This window comes from Sphingomonas sp. Leaf407 (genome assembly GCF_001425385.1).
Classification (GTDB): domain Bacteria; phylum Pseudomonadota; class Alphaproteobacteria; order Sphingomonadales; family Sphingomonadaceae; genus Sphingomonas.
Genome location: NZ_LMQO01000004.1, coordinates 388450 through 413299, shown reverse-complemented (window position 1 = coordinate 413299; position 24850 = coordinate 388450). Strand labels below are relative to the sequence as shown.

19 protein-coding genes and 1 tRNA gene are annotated in these 24850 nt (G+C 69.2%); 7 read left to right on the top strand and 13 right to left on the bottom strand.

Going from position 1 to position 24850, the window contains the following annotated elements; genetic code table 11:
• The first annotated feature begins 17 nt into the window (after positions 1 to 17).
• The 5 genes from ASG37_RS14095 to ASG37_RS14075 all read left to right on the top strand — a co-directional run bounded on the left by ASG37_RS14095 (position 18) and on the right by ASG37_RS14075 (position 8085).
• Positions 18 to 94 (top strand) — tRNA-Met (locus ASG37_RS14095).
• Positions 95 to 287: 193 nt separating this feature from the next.
• Positions 288 to 821, top strand: coding sequence for a PAS domain-containing protein (locus tag ASG37_RS14090; RefSeq protein WP_235525248.1), 534 nt, complete (start codon positions 288 to 290; stop codon positions 819 to 821).
• Positions 814 to 4230: a CheR family methyltransferase gene (locus ASG37_RS14085; RefSeq protein WP_055761491.1), complete on the top strand. Its 3417-nt coding sequence runs from the start codon at positions 814 to 816 to the stop codon at positions 4228 to 4230. Before ASG37_RS14090 ends, ASG37_RS14085 begins: the two co-directional genes overlap by 8 nt.
• Positions 4223 to 4594 (top strand): response regulator, encoded by a 372-nt coding sequence (locus tag ASG37_RS14080; protein WP_055761488.1) that lies wholly within the window; start codon positions 4223 to 4225, stop codon positions 4592 to 4594. Before ASG37_RS14085 ends, ASG37_RS14080 begins: the two co-directional genes overlap by 8 nt.
• 575 nt (positions 4595 to 5169) lie before the next feature.
• Positions 5170 to 8085 carry a VIT domain-containing protein gene (locus tag ASG37_RS14075; protein WP_162233479.1) on the top strand — a complete coding sequence of 972 codons (2916 nt, stop codon included), beginning with the start codon at positions 5170 to 5172 and terminating at the stop codon, positions 8083 to 8085.
• A gap of 151 nt (positions 8086 to 8236) precedes the next feature.
• On the opposite strand, the gene ASG37_RS14070 is transcribed toward ASG37_RS14075, so the two are convergent.
• Genes ASG37_RS14070 through ASG37_RS14060 form a run of 3 tightly spaced genes read right to left on the bottom strand, consistent with a single transcriptional unit; the run spans position 8237 to position 12047 of the window.
• Positions 8237 to 10567 carry a xanthine dehydrogenase family protein molybdopterin-binding subunit gene (locus ASG37_RS14070; protein WP_055761483.1) on the bottom strand — a complete coding sequence of 777 codons (2331 nt, stop codon included), beginning with the start codon at positions 10565 to 10567 and terminating at the stop codon, positions 8237 to 8239.
• Complete coding sequence (locus ASG37_RS14065; RefSeq protein ID WP_055761480.1) at positions 10564 to 11547, bottom strand: FAD binding domain-containing protein; 984 nt, start codon at positions 11545 to 11547, stop codon at positions 10564 to 10566. The genes ASG37_RS14070 and ASG37_RS14065 overlap by 4 nt, the downstream gene beginning before the upstream one ends.
• The gene (locus ASG37_RS14060) at positions 11544 to 12047 is read right to left on the bottom strand and encodes a 2Fe-2S iron-sulfur cluster-binding protein (protein WP_055761475.1); all 504 of its coding nucleotides are present in this window, start codon (positions 12045 to 12047) and stop codon (positions 11544 to 11546) included. The genes ASG37_RS14065 and ASG37_RS14060 overlap by 4 nt, the downstream gene beginning before the upstream one ends.
• Before the next feature lie 141 nt (positions 12048 to 12188).
• Between ASG37_RS14060 and ASG37_RS14055 the strand changes: the two genes are divergently transcribed.
• Positions 12189 to 15221, top strand: coding sequence for a diguanylate cyclase (locus ASG37_RS14055; RefSeq protein ID WP_055761472.1), 3033 nt, complete (start codon positions 12189 to 12191; stop codon positions 15219 to 15221).
• 154 nt (positions 15222 to 15375) lie between these two features.
• Here the strand turns inward: ASG37_RS14055 and ASG37_RS17430 are convergent, their stop codons facing one another.
• From ASG37_RS17430 to ASG37_RS14015, 10 genes are all read right to left on the bottom strand, one after another.
• On the bottom strand, positions 15376 to 15516 hold the full coding sequence (locus ASG37_RS17430) for an entericidin A/B family lipoprotein (protein WP_082448487.1): 141 nt from the start codon (positions 15514 to 15516) through the stop codon (positions 15376 to 15378).
• A 130-nt stretch (positions 15517 to 15646) separates the two neighbouring features.
• Positions 15647 to 15802, bottom strand: coding sequence for a hypothetical protein (locus tag ASG37_RS17930; protein ID WP_164490752.1), 156 nt, complete (start codon positions 15800 to 15802; stop codon positions 15647 to 15649).
• Complete coding sequence (locus ASG37_RS14050) at positions 15799 to 17319, bottom strand: PAS domain S-box protein (protein WP_055761615.1); 1521 nt, start codon at positions 17317 to 17319, stop codon at positions 15799 to 15801. The genes ASG37_RS17930 and ASG37_RS14050 overlap by 4 nt, the downstream gene beginning before the upstream one ends.
• A gap of 8 nt (positions 17320 to 17327) precedes the next feature.
• The gene (locus ASG37_RS14045) at positions 17328 to 17693 is read right to left on the bottom strand and encodes a CsbD family protein (protein WP_055761469.1); all 366 of its coding nucleotides are present in this window, start codon (positions 17691 to 17693) and stop codon (positions 17328 to 17330) included.
• A 171-nt stretch (positions 17694 to 17864) separates the two neighbouring features.
• Complete coding sequence (locus ASG37_RS17845) at positions 17865 to 18080, bottom strand: hypothetical protein (RefSeq protein WP_055761465.1); 216 nt, start codon at positions 18078 to 18080, stop codon at positions 17865 to 17867.
• A gap of 64 nt (positions 18081 to 18144) precedes the next feature.
• Positions 18145 to 18981, bottom strand: coding sequence for an HpcH/HpaI aldolase/citrate lyase family protein (locus ASG37_RS14035; RefSeq protein WP_055761460.1), 837 nt, complete (start codon positions 18979 to 18981; stop codon positions 18145 to 18147).
• Positions 18978 to 19430: a MaoC family dehydratase gene (locus ASG37_RS14030; RefSeq protein WP_055761457.1), complete on the bottom strand. Its 453-nt coding sequence runs from the start codon at positions 19428 to 19430 to the stop codon at positions 18978 to 18980. Before ASG37_RS14030 ends, ASG37_RS14035 begins: the two co-directional genes overlap by 4 nt.
• Positions 19430 to 21271, bottom strand: a complete 1842-nt coding sequence (locus ASG37_RS14025; RefSeq protein ID WP_055761455.1) for an acetyl/propionyl/methylcrotonyl-CoA carboxylase subunit alpha — start codon at positions 21269 to 21271, stop codon at positions 19430 to 19432. The genes ASG37_RS14030 and ASG37_RS14025 overlap by 1 nt, the downstream gene beginning before the upstream one ends.
• 20 nt (positions 21272 to 21291) lie before the next feature.
• The gene (locus tag ASG37_RS14020) at positions 21292 to 22887 is read right to left on the bottom strand and encodes a carboxyl transferase domain-containing protein (protein ID WP_055761452.1); all 1596 of its coding nucleotides are present in this window, start codon (positions 22885 to 22887) and stop codon (positions 21292 to 21294) included.
• Positions 22884 to 24050 carry an isovaleryl-CoA dehydrogenase gene (locus ASG37_RS14015; protein WP_055761449.1) on the bottom strand — a complete coding sequence of 389 codons (1167 nt, stop codon included), beginning with the start codon at positions 24048 to 24050 and terminating at the stop codon, positions 22884 to 22886. Before ASG37_RS14015 ends, ASG37_RS14020 begins: the two co-directional genes overlap by 4 nt.
• A gap of 166 nt (positions 24051 to 24216) precedes the next feature.
• Here ASG37_RS14015 and ASG37_RS14010 point away from each other — a divergent pair, with 166 nt between their 5' ends.
• The gene (locus tag ASG37_RS14010) at positions 24217 to 24822 is read left to right on the top strand and encodes a TetR/AcrR family transcriptional regulator (RefSeq protein ID WP_200909820.1); all 606 of its coding nucleotides are present in this window, start codon (positions 24217 to 24219) and stop codon (positions 24820 to 24822) included.
• Positions 24823 to 24850 lie beyond the last annotated feature (28 nt).

Sequence of the window (24850 nt, the reverse complement as noted above, 5' to 3'; positions counted from 1 at the left end):
AACGGCGAACAAGGTGTCGCGGGGTGGAGCAGCCCGGTAGCTCGTCAGGCTCATAACCTGAAGGTCACAGGTTCAAATCCTGTCCCCGCAACCAAAACTACAACGCCTCTTCGGAATTTTCCGTGGGGGCTTTTTTGCGTTTCGGCCAAAATGCGCCAGCTTTCGTACCGTCGCCGCGCCGATCCGGCCAATCGCGGCCACCGCCCTTGTAGAGCAGGCGGCTTTGCGGCTAACCCGGAACGCTGTTTAGGATCGGAGCAAGCGTGTCCCCCGAGCTTCCACGATCGTTGGTCGACTATGCGCTTGCCTCGCGGGTCGCACTGGCGCTGGCGTGCGCGCGGGAGGACAATGCGCTGCTGCTGGTCAACCCCGCGTTCACCGCGCTGACCGGCTATGCGCCCGACGACGTGGTCGGGCGGAACTGCCGCATGCTCCAGCGCGACGCGGCCAACGCCGAACCCCGCGCCCGCTTGCGCGAGTTTCTTACCCATCCGCGCCAAGCGAATGTCCGCACGCCGATCGTCAATTTTCGCAAGGACGGCACGCCGTTCGTCAACCTACTCTATATGTCGCGGCTGAAATCGCAGGACGGGGTCCACGACTATATCCTCGCCTCGCAGTTCGACGTCAGCCGGTCGCAGGGCGGGTTGCTGGCCGACTATGACGCAGCGCTCGGCCGGACGCTCGACCGGCTGATGCCGATCGCCGAGGATGCGGGCATTCTGATCGAAGGAACGCTGCTGACCATCGCCAACACCGCCGCCACCGTGGCCCAGGCCAAGCTGATGCTTGCCGGACTGGACGTCGACCATCATGGCTGACGGCACCGGGGCGGTGCCCATCGTCGGGATCGGCGCGTCAGCGGGCGGCTTGGAGGCGCTGCGCGACATGCTCGCCCCGGCGCGGCTGCCGACCGGGCTGGCCTTCGTGATCGTCCAGCATCTCGATCCCAATCACGAAAGCATGCTGGCGCAGCTCCTCGACCGCAACACCGTGCTCGAAGTGCTGCAAAGCGCCGGCGGCGAGCGGATCGAGGCCGACAAGGTCTATATCATTCCCCCCGGGCGCGGCCTCGCCATTCGCGACGGCGTGCTCGAACTCACCGAATTTCAGCAGCCGCGCGGGCTGCGCCGCCCGATCGACGATTTCTTCCAGTCGCTGGCCGGCGACCAGCAGGCGAACGCCGCCTGCGTCATCCTGTCGGGCACCGGCGCCGATGGCACCACGGGCCTGCGCGCGATCAAGGAGAATGGCGGCGTCTGCGTGGTGCAGCAGCCCGAAAGCGCGCGCTACGACGGCATGCCGCTATCGGCGGTTGGCACCGGCCTGATCGATTTCGTCCGCCCCGCTGGCGACATCCTCGAATGCCTGCAGGGCTTTTTCCAGCGGCGCGGCCGCGAGGGGGACGAGGCGCAGGCCGAGATCGTCGCCGATCATGTCGACGAACTGTGCCGCGTGCTGCGCGGCGCGATCGGCCACGACTTTTCGGGCTATAAACGATCGACCTTCGTCCGCCGGGTCGAACGGCGGATGCACGTGCTGGGCATCGCCACCGGCCGTGCCTATCTCAACCGCATCCGCGGCGACGCCGACGAGTGCGAGGCGCTGTTCCGCGACCTGCTCATCAACGTCACCCGTTTCTTCCGCGATGGCGAGGCGTTCGCGGTCCTGAACGAACAGGTCGTCAAGCCGCTGACGCAGAACCGCGCCGCTGACGACGACCTGCGCATCTGGATCCCGGGCTGTTCGAGCGGCGAGGAAGCCTATACCATCGCCATGCTGTTCGCCGATGCCGCACGCACCACCGGACAGCCGCTGGCGGTGCAGATCTTCGCGACCGACATCGACGAACAGATGCTGGGGCTGGCGCGCGACGGCAGCTACCCGCTCTCCGCCATGGCTGATATTCCGGCCGACCTGCGCGAACGCTATACCGTTCCGCATACCGATCGTTTCACCATCGCCGCGCCGATTCGCGACATGATCCGCTTTTCCAGCCACAGTCTGGTGAAGGACCCGCCGTTCTCGCGGATCGATCTGGTGTCGTGTCGCAACCTGCTGATCTATTTCGACGACCGGTTGCAGCAATCGGTGGTGCCGCTGCTCCATTACGCGCTGCGCCCCGGCGGCTATCTGTTCCTCGGCCCCTCCGAAAGCGTCGGCCGGTTCGAGCATCTCTTTCAACCGATCGATCAGCCCGCGCGGCTGTTCGAACGCGCGCCCGGCGCGCCCAATTATCCGATCGACCTGCCCGGCAACGGCCGGACCCACCCGCCGCGCCGCGAACGCGCGGGGGCCGGCGGCGGGAGCGCGCTCAGCAACGAAGTGCTGGCGATCCGCCGCATGGTCGAACGCTATGCCCCGCCCAGCCTGATCGTCGATCAGGACGGGGCGATCATCTCGGCCTATGGCAAGCTCAGCCGCTATTTCGAATTTCCGGTGACGCGCACCGGCGGCAGCAGCGCGGTGAACCTTGCCCGGCCCGGCCTGCGCACCGTCATCGGCCCGCTGCTGCGCCAGGCGCGCGAGGAACGCCGCCGCGCGATCGTGCGCGATGTTGCGGTCGAAACCGATTACGGCATCCAGCCGATCGAAGTGATCTGCGATCCGCTGGGCGACGGCACCTTGCTGTTCGTGTTCCGCGACACCGGACCGTTCCGCCCGGTCGACGAGGGCGAGCTGCACGACCTCGAACCCAGCGACGATCATATGGAGGCGCTGGAGGACGAGCTGCGCCTGACCCGCCACCGCCTGCGCGCCGCGATCGAGGAGCTGGAGACGGCGAACGAGGAGCTGAAAAGCTCCAACGAAGAAATGATGTCGATGAACGAGGAGCTGCAATCGACCAACGAAGAGCTGTCCACGGTCAACGACGAACTGAAGAGCAAGGTCGACCAGCTTACCGTCGCCAATTCGGACCTGCGCAACTTCTACCAGTCGACCGAGCTGGCGGTGGTGGTGCTCGACGCCGATCTGAAGGTGCGCAGCTATACCGAGGCGGCGACCGCCATCTTCCCGCTGAAACCCGCCGATCGCGGGCGCCCGCTGACCGACGTCGCCAGCCGGCTGACCGGCACCGGCCACCTCGACGATGCCCGCGCGGTCGCGGGCGGCGCGCCGGCGGTGCAGCGCCGCGTGAGCACCGCCGATGGCGCGCATGTCTTCTCGATGCGCGTGCTGCCCTATCGCACCCAGAGCGGGCTGGTCGACGGCACCACCCTCGTCCTTACCGATATCACCGACGCGCTTTCGCTCGAACGGCAACTCGCCTCGGAGCGGGAGCGGCTCGACCTCGCGATCAAGGCGGCGGGGATCGGCGTGTGGGAATATTGCCCCGAGACGGGCGAGACGGTGCTCGACGCGGTCGAACAGCAGTTGTTCGAGATCGCCGGCGGCGACGCGACGCGGATCGATCCGCTGCTCGCCCGGATCGAGCCCGAGGACCGGGCCGGCGTCGAGGCGGCATTGCGCCGCGCGGTCGAGCGCAACGGCGATTACGAGGCGACCTTCCGCGTCCGGCGCGAGGGGGACGAGGTCCGCTGGGTCAAGGGATTCGGCCGGGTGATCGCCGGCAGCAGCCCGGCGCGCCTCGTCGGCGTGTCGATCGACGTGACGCCCGAATATGCGCTGGCCGAAACCCGCGAGCTGATGCTGCGCGAGATGAACCACCGGGTAAAGAACCTGTTCGCGGTGATCGCCGGCATGATTACCATCGCCGCGCGCAACCAGAGCGACGTGCCCGCCTTCGCGAACGACATCCGCCACCGCATCGCCGCGCTGGGTCGCGCGCATTCGCTCGCCTCGCCCGCCGGCAAGCCGCAGGCGGTGGGGCTGAAGGAACTGGTCGAGGCGACGCTCGCGCCCTATCGCGACCATGCCACGATCGCCATCGACGGGCCGGCGGCCGAACTCGACCGGACCTGTTTGTCGCCGCTTGCGTTGGTGCTGCACGAATGGGCAACCAATTCGATGAAATATGGTGCGCTGGGCGACACGGCGGGGGGCAGCCTGCGAGTCGCATGGGCACTGGACGACGACAGGATCGAGATCATGTGGACCGAAGAAGGGGCCAGCCGCCGCGAGGACGACGCCATGCCGCGCCGTGGCTTCGGGTCGATACTGGTGGAAACCAGCATCCGCCAGTTGCGCGGCGCGATCGACGGCAGGGCGGATGCGAACGGCTATCGCCTGACGATCCGCCTGCCCCGGGACATCGTCGCCCATGGATAGGCTGGTGCTGCTCGTCGAGGACGAGCTGTTCATCGCGCTCGACCTGCAGATGACGATCGAGGACGCGGGCTTCGCGGTCGAGGGGCCGTGCAGCAGCGTCGCCGAGGCGCAGGCCGCGATCGATCAGGCCAAGGCGCGTTTCGCCGTCGCGCTGCTCGACGTGCAACTGCCCGACGGCACCGTCTTTCCCGCCGCCGACCGGCTGTACGATCGCGGCATCCCGCTGATCTTTCATTCGGGCCATGCCGACGACGCCGAACTGCGCCACCGCTATCCCGGCGCCACCATCTGCGAAAAGCCCAGCACGCCACATGCGCTGGTCACGGCGCTGCGGAATTGCGCGGGGGGCGGGGCGGTAGCCTGAGCCTGTCCTACAGGCGCGCGATCGGCGATGGTGGTAGTGGGCCGGTGGCCGGCCGGTGCATTTGATTCCGTCGATGATCGCAGTCGTACCTGCGAACGGTTCTTAACAATCGCGTCGCAAGTGTAAACTTTGTAAACTTTGGGGGGAATTTGCGGGCGTAGCGCTCCGTTCCCCCCTCCTTCGGGCGGAAACAAGGCGGTAAGGGGGATGCCCCCAACCCCGCCTCCATCGTCATTCCGGCGAAGGCCGGAATCCATACACGCTGACGGCGTGGCTCCTGTTCCTCCCCCCCTGACAAGGGAGGGGCCGGGGGTGGGTCGGCCCGCGAGGAACCGCAAGCGCTCCACAACCTGCCCCCCTCCCTTGTCAGGGAGGGGGGCAGGTTACGAGAGTACGTCGTTTCCGGCCCAGGCCCCGCCACGGGCGAAGCCCGTGTCGTCGGACGGCGCTGGTAGCGCCGCCGGCCGGGCGCGCCTCGTGCGGCTCGGCATAGCTTCGCTATGCCTCGCCCGGCGCGCCTTGCCCCACGCTTGGTCTCGCCCTACCCTCCCGCCAAACAAGGACAGGGGCAGGGCATGGCACGCACAATGCTGGTCGGGATGCTGGCGGCGATCCTCGCCACCAGCCCGGCGATGGCGCAGCTCAACCCCAGCCTCAGCGAAGCCGAGCGCGGCATCCGCCAGTCCGACACCCCGGCCGAGGCGACCCGGCTCACCATCGCCGATCTCGCGATCGACGCGAAGCTCGCCGGCCCCGTCGCCGAACTGACGCTGGAGATGCTGCTGCGCACCGATGCGCCGCAACCGCACGAGGCCGATCTGGTGCTGCGTCTGCCCGACGGGGCGATCGTCACCGGCTATGCGCTCGACGTCGGCGGGCGGATGATCCCCGGGCAGTTGCTCGCCGCCCCCCGTGCCCGCGAAGTCTATGCCGATACCGTCCGCGCCGGCATCGACCCCGGCCTTGCCGAAGTGACCGGCAACCGCTTCGCCACCCGCATCTTTCCGGTCGACCGCGACCATCCGCGCCGCTTCCGCCTGACGCTGGCGCTGCCCTATGATCCGGCACGCGGCCTCGACCTGCCGTTGCTGCGCGACCGCGCGATCGAGCGGGTAGCGCTGACCGTCGCCGCCACCGGCTATGCCACCTCGCCGACGATCCGCTTCGATGGAGAGGCGGTGGCAGCGGACGGCACCATCACCCGGACCGGCCGTCCGCTGCGCAGCGGGCTGAGCGTTACCGGCGGGACGCTCGCCCCGGCCGCGCTGCTCGCCACCCACACCAATGGCGAACGCTTCTTCACCCTTGCCGATGCCGCGCCGCCGCCGCCGCCCGCGCCGACGCGCGGGGGACGGCTGCGGATCTATTGGGACCGCTCGCGTTCGCACCGTGACGGCGCCCCCGATGCCGAGATCGCCACGCTGGTCCGGCTGGTCGACACGACCGCGCCCGACGTGATCGACCTCGTCACCTTCGCCAGCGACGCGCCCCGTTATCAGGTGGTGGCGGACGCCGCCGCGCTGCGCCGCGCGCTGACCGCGACCGTCTATCGCGGCGGCAGTTCGCTTGCGGGTCTTGCCGCGATGAAGCTCCCCGCCGCCACCCGCTGCGTGCTGGTGTTCGACGGTGCGATCACGATCGATCGCGCCGCCGCCTTTGTCCCCGACTGCCCGCTCGCCGCGCTGACCGGATCGGCCGGGGCGGACATGGCGCGCCTCGCCCGCCTCGTGCGCCCGACCGGGGGCAGCGTGGTCCGCGCCGACAGCGACGATGCCGCCGCCGCCCGCGCGCTGCTCGTGCCACAAGCCGTCCGCCGCATCACCGACGGCCGGGGCATGATGCTCGACACCATCGTCTTGCCCGCCGCGCCCGGCCGTATCGCGTTCGCCGGACCGGCCCCGGCCGACGGCAAGCTCGAAGTCACCTTCGGCGACGGCACCCGCCGCCGCTATGCCGTGTCGGGCGGCACGGCGGGCAACGCCCCCGCCGCGCTATGGGCGGTCGACCAGGTCGCCGCGCTCGCGACCGATCCGGCGCAGACCGACGCGATGACCGCCACTGCGCGCCGCTATGGCGTGGCGACCGCCGGCCTGTCGTTCCTCGTCCTCGAACGCCCCGAGCAATATCTCACCGCCGACCTTGCCCCGCCACCGGGCTTCGCCGTCGACTGGATGGCCGACTATCGCGCGCAAAAGGCGGCGGCGATCAAGGATGCGGCGACCGACCGCGCCAGCCGGTTCGACGAGGTGCTGGAACGCTGGGCCGACCGCCGCCGCTGGTGGTCCGGGCAGTTCCCGGTCGAAATGGCCAAGCGCCGCCCCGGCCCGCTGCCGGCCTATGCGCCGCCCCCGCCACCCGAAATGGTGCCGCCGCCCCCGCCGCCGCCCGCACCGATGGCAGCGCCGCCGCCGGTCGTGAGCGTTCCCGCGCCGACAGTCGTTGTCGCCGAGGACGTAGGCAACATCGTCGTCACCGGTTCGCGCGTCAGCGACGGGCTGCAACGCCGCGCACCCGCCCGCGATCGGGCCATGACGATCGACCTCGCCGAACGCGCCTCGGGCAAGCCGCATATCGCCGCGCTCGCCGCCGCCGCGCCCGCCGCGCGGCTGGGCGTGCTGGCGGCGCAGGAGCGCGCCTATGGCGACACGCCCGGCTTCTATCTTGACGTCGCCGACTGGTTCCGGGCCAAGGGCGACGCCGCGCTCGCCGACCTGCTGCTGCTCTCCGCGCTCGATCTGCCGCTGGCCGACGACGAGACGCGCCAGATCGTCGCCTTCCGCCTCGAACGCGATGGATCGCACGACCGCGCGGTCGAACTGGCCGAGCGGCTGGCCGGCGCGATCGACACGCTGCGTCCGCAACCGCGCCGCGACCTCGCGCTGGCGCTCGCCGCGCGGGGCAAGGCGGCGGGCAAGCGCGGCCGCGCCGACCTCGAACGCGCTTTCACGCTGCTGACGCAGGTGGCGCTCGACCCCGCGTCGAGCGACTTCGACGGGATCGAGGTCGTGGCGCTCGAAGAGGCCAATGCGCTGATCCCGGCGATCGAGGCGGCGGGCGGCCGCTGGCAGCTCGACCCCCGCCTGCGCGGGCGGCTCGACATGGACGCGCGGATCGTGATCGGCTGGACCGCCGACGATGCCGACATCGACCTGTGGGTCAGCGAGCCCGGCGGCGAGCGGGTGATGTACAGCCATCCGTTGAGCGCGATCGGCGGCGTCATCACCAACGACATGACCGATGGCTATGGGCCGGAGGAATATGCGCTGCGCCGTGCGCCGGCCGGTCGCTACGGCGTCGCGATCAACGGGTTCGACGCCGACCGGATCAACCCCAATGGTGCTGGCCATGTGCTGGTGCGCCTGTACCGCAACTATGCCCGCCCGACCGAGCAGCAGGTGATGGTCGACGCCGATCTCGATTTCCAGAAGGGCGGCAACCGTAATGCCCGCGACGGCATGGTCCCGGTCGCGACGCTGGAGGTGGGGAAGTAGGGTTTTCCGCACCGGCCTGCTTCGCCGCCCGATCACCCACTCGCGTATCCTGATGGGTGGTCGGGTGGAGGTAGCCCAGCAAAGTATTACTTTGCTGGGACCCGTGGGGGAGCGGGCCGGTGCCGCATCCGCGTGAGCGGATCAGACGCCCCTACAACAGCTTGTCGAGCGTGATCGGCAGGTCGCGCACCCGCTTGCCCGTGGCGTTGTAGACCGCATTCGCCACCGCCGCGCCGACCCCGGTGATGCCTATCTCGCCCACGCCGCGCGCGCCCATCGGCGTGTGCGGATCGGGAATGTCGGTCCAGATCACGTCGATCTCGGGCACGTCGAGATGCACCGGCACATGATATTCGGCGAGGCTGGGGTTCATGATCCGGCCGTTCCGTTCGTCGAACTGTGTCTCCTCCATCAGCGCGAGGCCCAGCCCCATGATGATTCCGCCGCGAAACTGGCTGGCGGCGGTCAGCGGGTTGAGGATGCGCCCGCAGTCGAACGAGCCGAGGAACCGGTCGACCCGCACCTCGCCGGTCACGTCGCTCACCCGCACCTCGCAGAACATCGCGCCGTGCGAGTGCATCGACCAGTGCAGGAATTCGAGCGGCAGCGGCGGTGTCGCCTCGACCACCAGTTCGCTGCGCCGCGCCCGGCCGAGGATCGAGCCATAGGATTCGTGCCGCCCCGGATCGGCGATGCTGGCAAGGCCGCCATCGACCGAGACGACTGCGTCGACGTCCAGCCCGGCGAGCGGTGAATCATTCCCCGCCAGCTTGAGCAATTTGGTCACGAGTTCGCGGTGCGCCGCCATCACCGACGCGCCGATCGCCGCCGTCTGCTGCGACCCGCCGGCCATGACGGTGCCGGGCAGGCGGTTGTCGCCATAGCGGAACGCCACCTGCGCCATCGGCAGCCCCAGCCGATCGGCCGCGACCTGCGTCTGCACGGTCGCGGTGCCCATGCCCATGTCGTGCGCCGCGATCTCGACCGTGGCATGGCCGCCGGCCGTCAGCGTGATCCGCGCCGCACCACCGGGCATCCGATAATAGGGATAGGTCGCGGTCGCGCAGCCCATCCCGATCCGCCATTCGCCCTCGCGGCGGCTGCCGGGCGCGCCTCGCTGGTCCCAGCCGAACTGCTCGGCCCCGTCGCGATACGCCCGCTCGATCTCGCGTGAGGAAAAGGGCGCGCCGCTCGTCGGGTCCTTGTCGGGCTCGTTGCGCAGCCTGAGCTCGATCGGATCAATGCCCAGCTCGACCGCCAGCTCGTCGATCGCGCTCTCCAGCGCGAAGCTGCCCACTGCTTCGCCCGGCGCGCGCATAAAGGTGTTGGCGACCATATCGAGCCGCACCACGTCGACGCCAAGCTGCGTTACGCCCGCGGCATAGGCGCTGCGCGTCGCCAGTACGAACGGTTCGGGTAGCGCATTGTGCGGCGTCATCGCGACGGTGCCGGTGTGGAGGATCGCGTCGAAACGGCCATCGGCCTGCGCGCCGATCGCGACGCGCTGCTGCGTCAGCGTGCGCCCGCCGACGATGCGGTACACCCCCTCGCGCGACAGCATCAGCCGAACCGGCCGTCCGCTGAGTTTCGCGGCGGCGGCGGCCAGCACCTGATGCTGCCACAGCCCCTTGCCGCCGAACCCGCCGCCGACGAACGGCGAGGTGACATGGACCTGGCGCTCGGCGATGCCGAACACCCTCGCCATCGACCATGCGGTATGCGCCACCATCTGCGACGCATCGTGCAGGCGCAACTCGTCGCCGTCCCATGCGGCGGTGACGGCGTGCAGTTCGATCGCATTATGGTTGTGGCGTGGGGACGTGTAGCGCCGGTCGACCCTGAACGGTGCCTTGGCCAGCGCCGCCGCTACGTCACCGTTCGACTGGGCGAGCGGCTGGCCCATGAACTGGGCTGGCTCGGTGCCCTTGGCGATTGCCTCGGCGAAACCGGTGGCGGCGGGGGCCGCGTCATAGGCCACCCGGATCAGCCCCACCGCATGGTCGGCCGCCTCCTGGCTGTCGGCCAGCACCAGCGCGACCGGCTCGCCGTTCCAGTGGATGCGATCGTCCTGCATCACCGGCAGGTCGCTGCCGCCGCATGCCTTTTCGCTGCTCATGAACAACGGCATCGGCGCCATGCGCGGCGCGTTGCGATGCGTCATCACCAGCCGCACGCCCGGTGCCGCCTCGGCCTCTGCCGTATCCAGCGTCGCAATCCGCCCGCGCGCGATGCTGCTATACGCCAGCGCGGCGTACAGCATCCCCTCCAGCGGAAATTCGGCGGCGAACCGCGCCTCCCCACGCACCTTCAGCGGCCCGTCGATGCGCGGCACCGCGCGGCCGATATGGCCATGTTGCCGGCGGATCAGCGGATCGGGCGTTGCCCCCGGCATCCAGCGGTCGGGGGCCAGTTGCACCGCCTTTTGCAGCGCGCCGATCGCCTTGCCCATCGCCGCCTGCTTGGCGCGTTCCAGCCGCTTCATGCGTCGCCCTCGCTCAGTTCGGCGAGTACCGCCGTGATCGTCCGTGCCGCCAACTCGATCTTGAAGCCGTTGCCGGACAGCGGCACCGCCGCCGCCAGTTCGGCCTCCGCCGCCGCGCGGAATGCCGCGACCGACGCGGGGCCGCCGATGAGCGCGTTTTCCGCGATCCGCGCCCGCCACGGCTTGTGCGCGACGCCGCCCAGCGCCAGCCGCACGTCGGCGACCGTGCCGTCGCGTACCTCGATCACGGCCGCGACCGATACCAGCGCAAAGGCATAGCTCGCCCGGTCGCGCACCTTGCGATAGGTCGATCGCATCGCGCCGGGCAGCGCGGGCAGGGTGACGGCGGTTATCAGCTCGCCCGGCCCGATCACGGTGTCGCGATCGGGCCGGTCGCCGGGCAGGCGGTGCAGATCGGTCAGCGGCAGCGTGCGGACCCCCTGCGCCGATACCAGCTCGACCTCAGCATTCAGCGCGGCGAGCGCGACGCACAGGTCGGAGGGATGCGTCGCGATACAGGCAGGCGAGGCGCCGAGGATCGCATGGATGCGGTTGAACCCGTCCACCGCGTCGCAGCCGCTATCCGGCACCCGCTTGTTGCAGCGCGATCCCGCGACATCGTAGAAATAGGTGCAGCGGGTGCGTTGCAGTAGGTTGCCGCCGACCGTCGCCATGTTGCGGATCTGCGCGCTGGCCCCTGCCAATATCGCGCGGGCGAGCAGCGGATAGCGGTCGCGCACGATCCGGTGTTCGGCGACGCTGCTGTTGCTCGCCGCCGCGCCGATCCGCAGCGCGCCGTCCCGTTCCTCGATCGCCGAGGACAGGGCGGTCACATCGACCAGCGTGGCGGGCCGCGCGATCCGCTCGCGCATCAGGTCGACGAGGTTGGTCCCCCCGCCAAGGAACATCGCATCGGGCATGTCGACCAGCGTCAGCGCCTCGGCAGGCCCCGCCGCGCGGCGATAGGTGAACGGGGTCACGCTGCCACCTCGCCATACACGTCGAGGATCGCATCGACGATGCCGTTGTGCGCGCCGCAGCGGCACAGATTGCCGCTCATCCGTTCGCGCAGTTCGTCGCGGGTCAGGCCAGCCGGAGCGGTCAGGCTTTGGGTGACATTGCTCGGGCTGCCCCGCCGCAGCTCGGCGACCATGCCGATCGCGGAGCAGATCTGCCCCGGCGTGCAATAGCCGCACTGGAACGCATCGTGCGCGACGAACGCGGCCTGGAGCGGATGGAGCGCCTCGCCCTCCGTCAGCCCTTCGACCGTCGTCACCGACCGGCCCTGATATTGCACCGCCAGCGCGAGGCACGACAGGATGCGCTCACCATCGACCAGCACGGTACATGCCCCGCACGCACCCTGGTTGCAGCCCTTCTTGGTGCCGGACAGGTCAAGCCGGTCGCGCAGCAGATCGAGCAGCGAGACGCGGGGATCGTCGGGTAGGGGGACGGGCGATCCGTTGACGAACAAGGTCATGGCACGCTCCTGCAAAGAGGCGTCCGGCGTATCGCAAAGGGCATGGCGCGGCAATGCGCGGTCCTGCCGCAATGCTCGTCTCCCACCGCCGGTTAACCCTGTTTCAACGCCCGCCGGCTATCCCGGCGGGTGGAGGCGGGAATGCGGCGATTTGCGTGGATGATCTGTATCGTGGCGAGCATCGCGCCTGCGCTCGCCGGCAATGCGGCGTCGATCGACGACTGGGCACGCTGGCGCGCGCCACGCTTCGCGACGCTGGGCGGCGGGGGGGGGCTGCCGCACGCCACCGCCACCGCGATCGTCCAGAGCAGCGAAGGATTGATGTGGATCGGCACGCGCGGCGGCCTCGCGCGCTATGACGGCCAGCGTATCCGCACCTTTCGCCAGCGGTCGGGCGATGCGACCAGCTTGCCCGACAATTACATCCGCGCGCTCCTGCCGCTGGCGCATGGCAGCATGCTGGTCGGCACCAATGTCGGCGGGATCGTGCGGTTCGATCCCGTCGCTGGCGGCTTCGTCCGGCTGCGCGGCGCCGAAGGCACGCGGATCGGCGCGCGAATCCTCGCCTTCACCCCCGACGGGCAGGGCGGGGCGCTGATCGCTTCCGATCACGGCGTGTTCCGCTACGATGCGCGCAGCGACCGCGTGGTGCCGCTGCTGGGGGCGGGGCCGGCGGCGCGCGATCTGGCGGGTGGCGCGTTCGCCGTCCACCGCGACGCCGACGGTACGATCATGGCGGGGGCGGACAAGGGGCTGTTCGTCCGCCGGCCCGGCAGCGACCGCTTCGTCCCGCTCGCCCTTCCCGACATCGGCGATGTCTGGGCGATCGCGCGCGACACGCGCGGACGGCTGTGGATCGGCACGGGATCGCACGGCATCGTCGTCCGGCAGGCCGATGGCCGCTTCGTCCGTCCGCCGGCGCTCGCCGGTTCGTCGGCGCTGATCGGCCATCGCACCATCCGTTCGTTCGCCCCGGGTCCCGATGGCGCGATGTGGGTCGGCACCGATGGCATGGGCGTGCTGCGGATCGATCCCGATCGCGGCTATGCCGTGCGCGCGCTGCGCAACATTCCCGCCGATGCCGCCTCGCTTGGCGGCGATACCGTGCGCGCCGTGACGCTCGATCGCACCGGGCGGCTGTGGGCCGCGACCGACGTCGGCGTGTCGCAGACCGATCCCGCGCGCGATGCGATCCTCTCGCTCACCAACGCCATGCCCGATCCCGCGCAGTCGCTGGCCGACACCAACGTCCGCGGAGTGATGGTCGATCGCGCCGACCGCATCTGGGTGGGGATGAGCAACGGCCTGATCGACCGGATTGACCGGGCGGGTGGCGCGATCCGCCACCTGAAACTGTCGGGCGGCCATGCCGGGCAGGACATCAAGGCGTTCGCCGAGGCCGCCGACGGCGGGATCCTCGCAGGGGGGCGCGGCGTGGTGGCGATCGATCCCCGGACGCTTCGCGAACGGCCGCTGGCGGTGCCCGACCTCGGCAACCTGCCGGTCATCTCGCTGGCGCGCATGGGCGATCGGCTGCTGATCGGCACCTACAAGGGGCTGTTCGACTGGAACATGGCCACCAATGCGGTCCGTCGCTATCGGCATGTCGACGGCGATGACACCAGCCTCGCGAACAACGAGGTCATCAACATCGTCGCCGCCGGCGACGGCGGCGCATGGATCGCGACGCCGGCCGGCGTCAGCCGGTACGATCCCGCGACCGGGCGCTTCACCACCTATCGCAACCGCAGCGACGATCCGGCCAGCCTGCCGCAAAACTATACCGGATCGATCGTCGCGGCCGGTCCGGTGCTGTGGGTCGGCACCTATGGCGGGGTGGCGCGTGGTACCCGTCACGGCGGCGACTGGCGCTTTCGGGCGATCACCGAGGGCGACGGGCTGGCGAACGACAATGTCGCCTCGCTGCTCGCCGATCGCCGGGGCCGCATCTGGGCGGCGAGCGCCACCGGCATCTCGGTCGTGCCGCCCGGTGGCACCGGGGTCCGCATCGTCAGCCGCCGCGACGGGCTGACCCCCGATTCGTTCAACCAACGGGCAGCGGCGGTGACGCAGGGCGGCGACCTGCTGTTCGGCGGCACCGGCGGGTTGCTGGTCGTCCGGCCCGACGCGATGCTCGGCGCGCGTCGCACCGCGCCGCCATCGCTGGTGACGACCGAGGTCGAGCAGGACGGACGCGCGCTGCCGGTCGATCCCTTTCCCGGCCGCCATCCGATCCGCATCGCCGGCGGGCGGCACAGCGTACGGATCGCCTTCGCGCTGACCGATTATGCCGCGCCGCAGGAGGTCCGCTACCGCTACCGGCTGGAGGGGTTCGACGACGCATGGGTGGCGGTGCCGGAGGGAACGCCCGCCAGCGCCACCTATACCAACCTGCCCGGCGGCAATTACGTGCTGCACCTGTCGGCCTATATCCCCGGCGTCGATCCGCGCTTCGTCACCACCTCGGTCGACCTGAGCGTCGCGCCGTCGTGGTACGAACATTGGTGGGTCCGCCTGATCGGACTGATGGTGGTGGTGCTGGCGATCCTCGGCGTGGTGCAGACGCGCACGCTGGTGCTGCGCCGGCGGACCCGCACGCTCGAAGCGTTGATCGACCAGCGGACGCAGGAACTGCGCGCTGCCAACGTCTCGCTCGCCCACCTCGCCGCCACCGACCCGCTGACTGGCCTCGCCAACCGACGCACGTTGATGGCGCGGCTGGAGGAGGAGCGCGAACGTGCCGCGCGCACCGGGCACGGCTTCGCGCTGGCGATGATCGACATCGATCATTTCAAGCGGGTCAACGATACCCATGGCCATCAGACCGGCGACCGCGTGATCCGCGCGATCGCCGAACGGATCGGGCAGGCGGTGCGCACCGTCGATTGCGTCGCGCGCTATGGCGGCGAGGAGATCGCGATCCTGCTGCCGGCGACGACGCTCGGCGAGGCGGGCGTCCTGACCGATCGCATCCGCCGGTCGATCGGCACCGTGCCGGTCGAGATCGATGGCATCGCCATCCCGATCACGATCAGCGGCGGCGTGGCGGCCAGCGACGGCACCGAGACGATCGGCATATTGCTCCACCGCGCCGATCAGGCACTTTATCGTGCCAAGCGTGACGGCCGCGACCGGATCGAGGCGGCACCCGCATCGCTGTCGATCGTCGCCTAGGCCAATCGACATTTGGCATTTCCGGTCAACCTTCGTCGTTTCCGGCCGAAACAGCCGCCCCTTTCGTCACCCCGGAACAGGTCCGGGGTGACGGCGCGCGGATGAATGTCGATCGGTCCTTAAGGCGTTACCGGGCCAGGCCGAACCCGATGCGTCACTTCTTCGTCTGTCCCGATGCGCCCGACACCGCCGAACCGGCCGAACGCAGGTCCTTGCCCGCGCCGTTCACGGTGTTGCACGCCGACAGCAGGACCATGGCACCCAATGCGACGCCGAGCCCGATCTTGGTCTTCATGATGCTTCTCCTCGTTTGAATCCGGGGGTGCGACGGACCCGATACGCCGGCCCGTCGCGGTACACCCGGCACGACGGCGGGCAGTGCCATCGTGCCGGAACGCTGTGCCGCATGCGCTGCGGCAATCTCGCTAATCCTTGGCCGGCGGTTTCTCGGCCGGGGCCGGTTCGTCGGCATCGCGGCGCGCCCGTTCGCACGCCGCATCGTCGCCGATCAGCTTGCCGATCGCGTCCTGTACCGACGCCTTGGTGCGCCGGGTGCCGTTGCTATCGCTGCTGGCGCTCATGCCGCCGTCTCCCGCTGATCCCGTTTGATCCGCACGCCCTCGCCATCGAACCCGCGTGCCCGTGCCCAGGCGACCGCCGCGATCCGGCGGTTGACGCCGATCTTGGCGTAGATCCGCGCGACATGGTTGCGCACGGTATTGCCCGCGACATCCAGCGTCCGCGCGATCCGCTTGTCGTCATAGCCGCGACAGATCAGCGCCAGCACCTCGCGCTCGCGCGTCGTCAGATCGTCCAGTCCGGGTCCGTCGGCCGCCTCCTGCGGTGCGCGCAGGCGGGCCAGCTTGTCCATGATCGATCGGCTGAACCAGCTCGTGTCCTTCATCACCGATTCGATCGCCTCGACCAGTTCGAGTTCGGTCGCCTTGCGCTGGGTGATGTCCTGAAACGCCCACAGGACGCAGGCGTCGTCGCCCAGCCGGATCGCCTCGGTCGAGATCAGGCAATCGATCGTCGCGCCGTCCTTGGCATGGATACGTGCCTCGTGGCCGCGCAGGTCGCGCCCTTCCGCGATCGCCGCCTCGATCGTCTCGCGCACGGCACCGCTGTCCCACAGCTCGACCTCGCCCAGCGGCCGGCCGATGATCTCGGTCGCGCCATAGCCGGTCATCTGGGTGAAACTGGCGTTCACTTCGCACAGCAGATGCCCGTCGCGCGCGCCGATCGCCATCGGCACCGGTGCCATCTGGAAGGTGCGGGTAAAGCGTTCCTCGCTATGGCGCAGCGCCCCTTCGGCTTTCCGCCGGGGTTCGAGGTCGGCGAAGGTGAACAACATGCACGGCTGCCCGGTCATGTCGATCGGTTGCCCGGCGACGATCACCAGCCGCGTGGCGCCGTCGGCCAGTTCCAGCTCGGCCTCCATCTGCGGGATGGTGCGCCCTTCGCTCAACCGCTCCTTGGCCAGATCGCGCCGGTCGGCCAGCCGCAGCACGTCGATGTCGTACACCGTCTTGCACAGCACCTGATCGCGCGACAGGCCGGTCATATCCAGAAAGCCCTGATTGACCTTCACATACCGCAGGTCGCTCAACCGGCAGATGACGGCGGGTGCGGGGTTGGCATTGAACGACTGCTCGAACCGGTCCTCGGCCTCGTACCGTGCCGACACGTCCTGGAGGATGAGGACGAGACAGGCCGGTTCGCCGTCGTCGCTGTCGTTCAGGACGAGGCTGCGCACCTGATGCACGAAGCGTGGGCTTTCCTCGCCCGCCACCGTCACCTCGACCACCACTTCGGAGAAACGGTCGCCCGCGACCACCCGGTCGATCGGATAGTCGTCGGCCTCCAGCCGGTGATTGTTGCGATAGCGCAGGCGAAACCGGTCGCGATATTCGTCGACCGTCGCCCCCAGTTCGGCGATGTCGGACACGCCGTGCATCGTCAGCGCCGCCTGGTTGGCCCATAACAGGCTCTGATCGGGATCGATCAGGATCACCCCTTCGTCCAGACCGACGACGATCTGGCGCAAATGGCGCAGATCGGCGGTCTCGCGAAGCGATTTGAACGACGGCGCGGTCATCGTCGGAATCAGGCGCGACGCCCGTGGAAGGCCCATGCCAGCGCATAGCCTCCGAGCGCTGCGGCCACGACCCACAGCAGCGGCGTATCGCGCACGGTGTCGCTCGCGACCCGGCCGCCCTTGCGCGCCCGATCACCCGCCCGCGCCGACACGCTGCGCAACCGGTCGCGCGCGTCGTCGACCAGTTCGGGTGCGCCGTCGATCGCGTCGTGCAGTACCGAACGCGCCCGGCCATAAAGGTGGCGGGCGCCACCCGCGACCTGATCGACGATCCCGTCGACCTGCCATTCGCGGCTGTCGACCGTGTCGCCGATCGCCTGCTCGACCTTGCCGGTGGCATAGCGTACGCCGCCGTGAAATTCGTCCTTGTTCATCGCCTCGATCCTGTCCGGGAAGAAGGAGCGGGAGCCGGTCCGTCGGCCTCCCCGGCGCGGCGGACGCGGGGGACGCGCCCTGTGCCGTGGAGTCCGCAGGAACGACATCCCGCCGCCGGTGCTGGGGGTGCGCCGGTCCGACGTATCAACCGATTGCAGGGTGTCGCGTTCCTAGTATCTTTGCGCCGTATGCTGGTCGGGAAGCACCAGATCCAGCAGCCGTACCCGGTCCCCATAAAGCTGCACCAGTCGCAGGTGGATCGACCGGGCATGCGCTTCCCCGCTCTTTTCAGCGAGTTGGCGGTGATCGGCGGCACGGCGCCGCAAATAGGCACATTCATCCGGCCCCGAACGGAAGATGGCGGTGGGTTCGCGCGGATCATTCATAAGAACGATGCTACCAGCCGTTCGCCACGGGGCTATGCGCTATAAATACCAGTTTACTGGTATTTTAATCCCTGCCCGCCCGCGTCAGAACGGTCCGGGCGAGCGCCAGATGCGGTGCATCGAGCATCCGTCCGTCGATCTGTACCGCCCCCGCGCCGGGGGCGGCGGCAAAGGCGGCGATCACCGCCTGCGCATGGGCGACCGTCGCCGCATCGGGCGTCATCCCGGCGTTGATGACCGGCACCTGCGCCGGATGGATCGCCAGCATCGCGGTGAAGCCGTCGCACGCGGCGCGGGCGACATAGTGCGCCAGCCCCTCCAGGTCGCGAAACGCCGGATAGACCGTCTCGATCGCCGGGACCTGCGCGGCATGCGCGGCGAACAGCGTCAGCGACCGGGCCAGTTCATAGGGCGGGGTGTAGCGCCCGTCGGCCTCGCGGGCGCTGGTCGCGCCGATCGCGGCGGGCAGGTCCTCCGCCCCCCATGTCAGTCCGGCGAGGCTGCCCGCGACCTGCGCATAGCTGCCCAGCGCGAAGATCGCCGCCGGGGTTTCGGTGGCGATCGGCAGGATTGGTACGCCGGGGGCCAGCGCGGACAGCGCCGCGACGCTCATTGCCCCCTCGGCCTTGGGCAGCACCAGCGCGTCGGGCCGCGCGTCGAGTACCGCCGCGACATCGTCCGCTGTCATGCCGCTGCCGAGTGGATTGACCCGGACGTAGAACGGAATCGGCCGGTCGGACAGGCGCAAGAACGCCGCGGTCGTGTCGCGCGCTGCCGCCTTGGCGGCGGGCAGGACCGCATCCTCCAGATCGAGGATCAGCGCATCGGCGCCGCTCGCCAGCGCCTTTTCCATCCGGTCGCCCCGGTCGCCCGGCACGAACAGCAGCGAGCGCAGCCTCATGCCGGCCGCCGCTGGATCAGCGCGGTGCGCAGACAGCGACACACCGCCTCGTCCCGCTGGTTGGTCAGGGTGTGGGCGAAGGTGACGATGCCGGCGGTCGGCCGTGACCGGCTGTCCTTCAGCGCGCTGACCTCGGTCGACGCGCGCAGCGTGTCGCCGATGAACACCGGATGCGGCATCACCACGTCGTTGTAGCCGAGGTTCGCGACCAGCGTGCCGAGCGTGGTGTCGCCGACCGACAGGCCGACCAGCAACGCGAAGGTGAAGGTGCCGTTGACGAGGATCCGCCCGAACTCGCTCGCCTTCGCCGCTTCGGCGTCGAGGTGCAGCGGCTGGGGGTTGTGGGTCATGCACGAGAACAGCAGATTGTCGGTCTCGGTCACGGTGCGGCGGATGTCATGGTCGATCCGGTCGCCGATCGCCCAGTCCTCGAAATAGCGTCCCGCCATCAGTCCTGTTCCTCGATCCGCGCGAGCGTCAGCCCCTCGCGCACCTGTTGTCCGGCTTCCACCTTCACTTCGGCGACGATGCCGTCGAACGGCGCGGTCAGCGCCTGTTCCATCTTCATCGCCTCCAGCACGATGAGGCGCGTGCCCCTGGTCACGACCTCGCCTTCCGCGACCAGCACGGCGACGATCCGTCCCGGCATCGGTGCGACGATCGTGCCGCTGGCGGTGCCGGCCCCGCCGACGAACCGGTCGCTGCGTGGGTGACCGAACGACCAGCCCTCGCCGCCATGATAGGCGATGCCGCTATCGATCACGACCGCATCCGCCGGCTGCGGCGTGACGCGGACGATCGCCCCGCCGATCTCGACCGACACGTCGCACTGCACCGGCGCGTTCAGTCGGAACCCGGCGAGCGGGGCGTTTGCTGGTGGTAGCAGCGCCGCCGCCGCTGCCTGTTGCACCACCAGCGGCGGCGTGTCGCCCGGCACCAGCGTCGCCAGATGCCGTTCGATGAAGCCGGTATCGACATGGCCGGCGACGAAGTCGGGATGCGCCGCCGCCCGCGCGAGGAAGCCGGCATTGGTCCGCACCGGCCACACCCGCACCGATCCCGCTGCCTGCGCCAGCCGCGCGGCGGCATCATGCCGGTCGGGCGCGTGGACGATCAGCTTGGCGATCATCGGGTCGTAGTGCGGCGTCACCACATCGCCTTCGCGCACCCCGGTGTCGACGCGGATCGTATCGGGCAGCGCCAGCCGGTCGAGCCGGCCGGTTGACGGCAGGAAGCCGGTCGCGGGATTTTCGGCATAGAGCCGCGCCTCCATCGCCCAGCCGTTGATCGACAATTCGTCCTGCGCCAGCGGCAGCGGCTCGCCCGAGGCGACGCGCAACTGCCACTCGACCAGATCGACGCCGGTGATCGCTTCCGTCACCGGATGCTCGACCTGCAACCGGGTGTTCATTTCCATGAACCAGATGCGATCGGCGCGCAGGCCGTGCGACGCATCGGCGATGAATTCGATCGTGCCCGCGCCGACATAGTCGACCGCGCGCGCCGCCTGTACCGCCGCTGCGCACACGCTGGCGCGGGTCGCGTCGTCCATGCCGGGAGCGGGGGCTTCCTCGATCACCTTCTGGTGGCGACGCTGGAGCGAGCAGTCGCGCTCGAACAGGTGGACGATCTTGCCGTGGGTGTCGCCGAACACCTGCACCTCGATATGGCGGGGCGACAGGATGTATTTCTCGATCAGTACCCGGTCGTCGCCGAAACTCGCCGCCGCCTCGCGCCGGCAACTCTCCAGCGCGCCGAGGAAATCGGTGGGGTCGTCGACGCGGCGCATGCCCTTGCCGCCGCCGCCCGCCACCGCCTTGATGAGTATCGGATAGCCGGTCGTCGCTGCTTCGGCCTCAAGCCGTTCGGGCGACTGGTCCGCACCCTGATAGCCCGGCGTCACCGGCACCCCTGCGGCGATCATCCGCGCCTTGGCGGCGTCCTTCAACCCCATCGCGCGGATGCTGTCGGGCCGGGGGCCGATCCAGACGAGGCCGGCATCGATCACCGCCTGCGCGAAATCGGCGTTCTCCGACAGGAAGCCATAGCCGGGATGGATCGCCGCCGCGCCGCTCGCACGCGCCGCCGCCAATATCCGGTCGGTGTTCAGGTAGGAATCACGCGCCGCCGCCGGGCCGATGGCGATCGCTGCATCGGCCATCGCGACGTGCCGCGCGCCGGCGTCCGCGTCGGAATGGACCGCGATCGTCCGCACGCCCATCGCGCGCGCGGTGCGGATGATGCGGCAGGCGATTTCGCCGCGATTGGCGATCAGGACGGAATCGATCATGGTCAGGGTCCTTCGTCCGATCACATGCGGAACAGGCCGAAGCGCGGATGCTGCGGCACCGGCGCGTTCAGCGTGGTGGCGAGCGCGAGGCCCAGCACGTCGCGGGTCTGCGCCGGATCGATGATCCCGTCGTCCCACATCCGCGCGGTCGCGTAATAGGGATTGCCCTCTGCTTCGTATTTCGCGCGGATCGGGGCCTTGAACGCCTCAGCCTCCTCCGCCGACCAGCCGGCCGCGTCGCGGTGGACGGTCGCCAGCACCGATGCCGCCTGCTCGCCGCCCATCACGCCGATCCGGCTATTGGGCCAGGTGAACAGGAAGCGTGGCGAATAGGCGCGCCCGCACATGCCGTAATTGCCAGCACCGAAGCTGCCGCCGATCAGCAGCGTGATCTTGGGCACGCTGGCGGTCGCCACCGCCGTCACCAGCTTGGCGCCGTGCTTGGCGATCCCTTCCGCCTCGTATTTGCCGCCGACCATGAAGCCCGAGATGTTCTGGAGGAACAACAGGGGGATACGCCGCTGGCAGGCGAGTTCGATGAAATGCGCGCCCTTCTGCGCGCTTTCCGAAAACAGCACGCCGTTGTTGGCGATGATGCCGACCGGTATCCCGTGGATATGCGCGAAGCCGCAGACGAGGGTGGTGCCGAACAGCGGCTTGAATTCGTGCAGCTCGGACCCGTCGACGATCCGCGCGATCACCTCGCGCACGTCGTACGGCGCGCGCACGTCGGTGGGGAGGATGCCGTACAGCTCCTCCGCGTCGTACAGCGGCGCGTGCGGCTCGCGGCGGGTGATGTCGCTGACCGGTGCATCGTTTAGCGTCGCGACGATGTCGCGCACGATGGTGAGCGCATGATCGTCGTTCACCGCCAGATGGTCGACCACGCCCGACGTGCGCGCGTGCAGGTCGCCACCGCCCAGATCCTCGGCGCTGATGACCTCGCCGGTCGCGGCCTGCACCAGCGGCGGGCCGGCGAGGAAGATCGTGCCCTGTCCGCGCACGATCACCGTTTCGTCCGACATGGCCGGGATATAGGCTCCGCCGGCGGTGCAGCTTCCCATCACGCACGCGATCTGCGGGATACCCGCCGCGCTCATCTGCGCCTGGTTGAAAAAGATGCGGCCAAAATGATCGCGATCGGGAAAGAATTCGGCCTGATGCGGCAGGTTACCGCCGCCCGAATCGACCAGATAGATACAGGGCAGCCGGTTTTCCTGCGCGATCTCCTGCGCGCGCAGATGCTTCTTCACCGTCATCGGGAAATACGCGCCGCCCTTCACCGTCGGATCGTTGACGACGATCATGCAGTCACGCCCCGACACCCGGCCGATCCCGGCCAGCACGCCCGCGCCCGGTGCCTCGCCATCGTACATGCCGTTCGCCGCCAGTTGCCCGATTTCGAGCAGCGGCGATCCGGCGTCGAGCAACCGCTCCAGCCGGTCGCGTGGCAGCAGCTTGCCGCGCGCGACATGGCGCGCGCGGTGCTTCTCCGCGCCGCCCAGCGCGGTCCGCGCCACCCGGTCGCGCAGTTCGGCTGCGAGCGCGCGGTTATGCGCATCGTTCGCCTTGAACGTCGCGTCGGCGGGATCGATCGCGCTGGTCAGCCGGGTCATTGCGCCCTCGGCGCGTCATGGCCGATCAGTTCGCGCCCGATCAGCATCCGCCGGACCTCGTTGGTGCCCGCCCCGATGTCGAGCAGCTTGGCATCGCGCAGGAAGCGTTCGACCGGCCAGTCCTTGGTATAGCCCGCCCCGCCCAGCGCCTGCACCGCCTCGCCCGCAACGCGGAAGGCGTTCTCGCTCGCCAGCAGGATCGCGCCCGCCGCATCGAAGCGGGTGGTCCGCCCGGCATCGCACGACCGCGCGACGGCATAGACATAGGCCCGCGCCGAATTGAGCGCGACATACATGTCGGCGATCTTGGCCTGGATGAGCTGGAAACTGCCGATCGGCGTGCCGAACTGGCGGCGTTCGCGGACATAGGGGATGACCACGTCGAGACACGCCTGCATGATGCCGAGCTGGATGCCGGCCAGCACCGCGCGTTCGTAATCCAGCCCGCTCATCAACACGCCGACACCGCCGTTGAGCGGTCCCACCACCTGATCGTCCGACACGAAACAATCGTCGAACACCAGTTCGGCGGTCGGCGATCCGCGCATGCCCATCTTGTCGATCTTCTGCCCGATCGAAAAACCGGCCATGCCGCGCTCGATCAGGAAGGCGGTGATCCCGCGCGATCCCTCGCCGGTCTTGGCATAGACGACCAGCGTGTCGGCGTACGCCGCATTGGTGATCCAGAATTTGGTGCCGTTCAGCACATAGCCGCCATCGGCTTTGGCAGCGCGCAGCTTCATCGACACGACGTCGCTGCCCGCACTCACTTCCGACATCGCCAGCGCGCCGACATGCTCGCCGCTGATGAGTCTGGGCAGATACTTCTCGCGCTGCGCGTCGCTGCCCCAGCGACGGATTTGGTTGATGCACAGGTTGGAATGCGCGCCGTAGCTCAACCCCACCGACGCGCTGGCGCGGCTGACCTCCTCGCACGCGATGACATGTTCGAGATAGCCGAGGCCAAGGCCGCCCCATTGCTCCTCGACGGTGATGCCGTGCAGGCCCAGTTCGCCCATCGCAGTCCACAGTTCGTCGCGCGGGAACCAGTCCTCGGCATCGATCCGCGCCGCCAGCGGCGCGATGCGATCGGCGGCGAAGCGGCGTACCGTCTCGCGGATCATGTCGGCGGTTTCGCCCAGCGCGAAATCAAAGTCCTGCATCGCTCAACCCTTCGTCGACGGACGAGGGGCGGGCGCGGGGCGGCAAGGGGCCAAGGCATCTCTCCATCGTTCGTACGGGTCCAGGGACGATTCGCCCTTGCCCGACAGTTATAGAAACGATCATACGTTCGTTTACGCAGGGAGCAACCCGCTTGTTCCCGCAGCCATGGGGAAGGAACGCGGCCAGATGCGCACGATCGGATCGAACGGTCCCCAGACGCTGGCGGCGATCCGGGCCAAGGGGCTCGAACTGCTGGCGCGTCATGGCTATGAGGCGATGAGCCTGCGCATGCTGGCGCAGGCGGTCGGCATTCAGCCCGGATCGCTCTACAACCATATCGACACCAAACAGGGGCTGTTGTTCGATGTGGTCGAGGGGCATCTGCGCGACCTGATCGCCGCCTGCGATGCCGCGCTCGACGGGGTGACGGGGGCAAGGGCGCGGCTGGAGCGGTTCGCCGCCTTCCATGTCGAGCATCACATCACCCGGCAGCAGGCGGTGTTCGTCGGCAATTCCGAACTGCGCGCGCTGACGCCGGCAAACCACGCGATCGTCGCCGGCCTGCGCGGCGAGTACGAAGCGCGGCTGATCGACATATTGGCGCAAGGGGCGGGCGACGGCAGCTTGCGTATCGGCGACGTGCGCGTCACCGCCTATGCGCTGCTTGGGCTGCTCACCGGGGTCTGCACGTGGTTCCGGCCGGGCGGTCGGCTGGACAGCGCCGAGGTGGTCGCGCTGCATGTCGATCTGGCGGTGCGCAGCGTCACCTGAAGCCGTTGCCGTTTGGCGGGGTGCCGCC

Coding starts and splice junctions, on each gene's coding strand:
- ASG37_RS14080 (WP_055761488.1), top strand. CDS start 4,223: ATGGATAGGCTGGTGCTGCTCGTCGAGGACGAGCTGTTCATCGCGCTC.
- ASG37_RS14035 (WP_055761460.1), bottom strand. CDS start 18,981: ATGAGGCTGCGCTCGCTGCTGTTCGTGCCGGGCGACCGGGGCGACCGG.
- ASG37_RS14010 (WP_200909820.1), top strand. CDS start 24,217: ATGGGGAAGGAACGCGGCCAGATGCGCACGATCGGATCGAACGGTCCC.
- ASG37_RS14015 (WP_055761449.1), bottom strand. CDS start 24,050: ATGCAGGACTTTGATTTCGCGCTGGGCGAAACCGCCGACATGATCCGC.
- ASG37_RS17430 (WP_082448487.1), bottom strand. CDS start 15,516: ATGAAGACCAAGATCGGGCTCGGCGTCGCATTGGGTGCCATGGTCCTG.
- ASG37_RS14055 (WP_055761472.1), top strand. CDS start 12,189: ATGCGGCGATTTGCGTGGATGATCTGTATCGTGGCGAGCATCGCGCCT.
- ASG37_RS14085 (WP_055761491.1), top strand. CDS start 814: ATGGCTGACGGCACCGGGGCGGTGCCCATCGTCGGGATCGGCGCGTCA.
- ASG37_RS14030 (WP_055761457.1), bottom strand. CDS start 19,430: ATGGCGGGACGCTATTTCGAGGACTGGGCGATCGGCGACCGGATCGAC.
- ASG37_RS14045 (WP_055761469.1), bottom strand. CDS start 17,693: ATGAACAAGGACGAATTTCACGGCGGCGTACGCTATGCCACCGGCAAG.
- ASG37_RS14050 (WP_055761615.1), bottom strand. CDS start 17,319: ATGACCGCGCCGTCGTTCAAATCGCTTCGCGAGACCGCCGATCTGCGC.
- ASG37_RS14025 (WP_055761455.1), bottom strand. CDS start 21,271: ATGATCGATTCCGTCCTGATCGCCAATCGCGGCGAAATCGCCTGCCGC.
- ASG37_RS14070 (WP_055761483.1), bottom strand. CDS start 10,567: ATGAAGCGGCTGGAACGCGCCAAGCAGGCGGCGATGGGCAAGGCGATC.
- ASG37_RS14020 (WP_055761452.1), bottom strand. CDS start 22,887: ATGACCCGGCTGACCAGCGCGATCGATCCCGCCGACGCGACGTTCAAG.
- ASG37_RS14060 (WP_055761475.1), bottom strand. CDS start 12,047: ATGACCTTGTTCGTCAACGGATCGCCCGTCCCCCTACCCGACGATCCC.
- ASG37_RS17930 (WP_164490752.1), bottom strand. CDS start 15,802: ATGAGCGCCAGCAGCGATAGCAACGGCACCCGGCGCACCAAGGCGTCG.
- ASG37_RS14075 (WP_162233479.1), top strand. CDS start 5,170: ATGGCACGCACAATGCTGGTCGGGATGCTGGCGGCGATCCTCGCCACC.
- ASG37_RS17845 (WP_055761465.1), bottom strand. CDS start 18,080: ATGAATGATCCGCGCGAACCCACCGCCATCTTCCGTTCGGGGCCGGAT.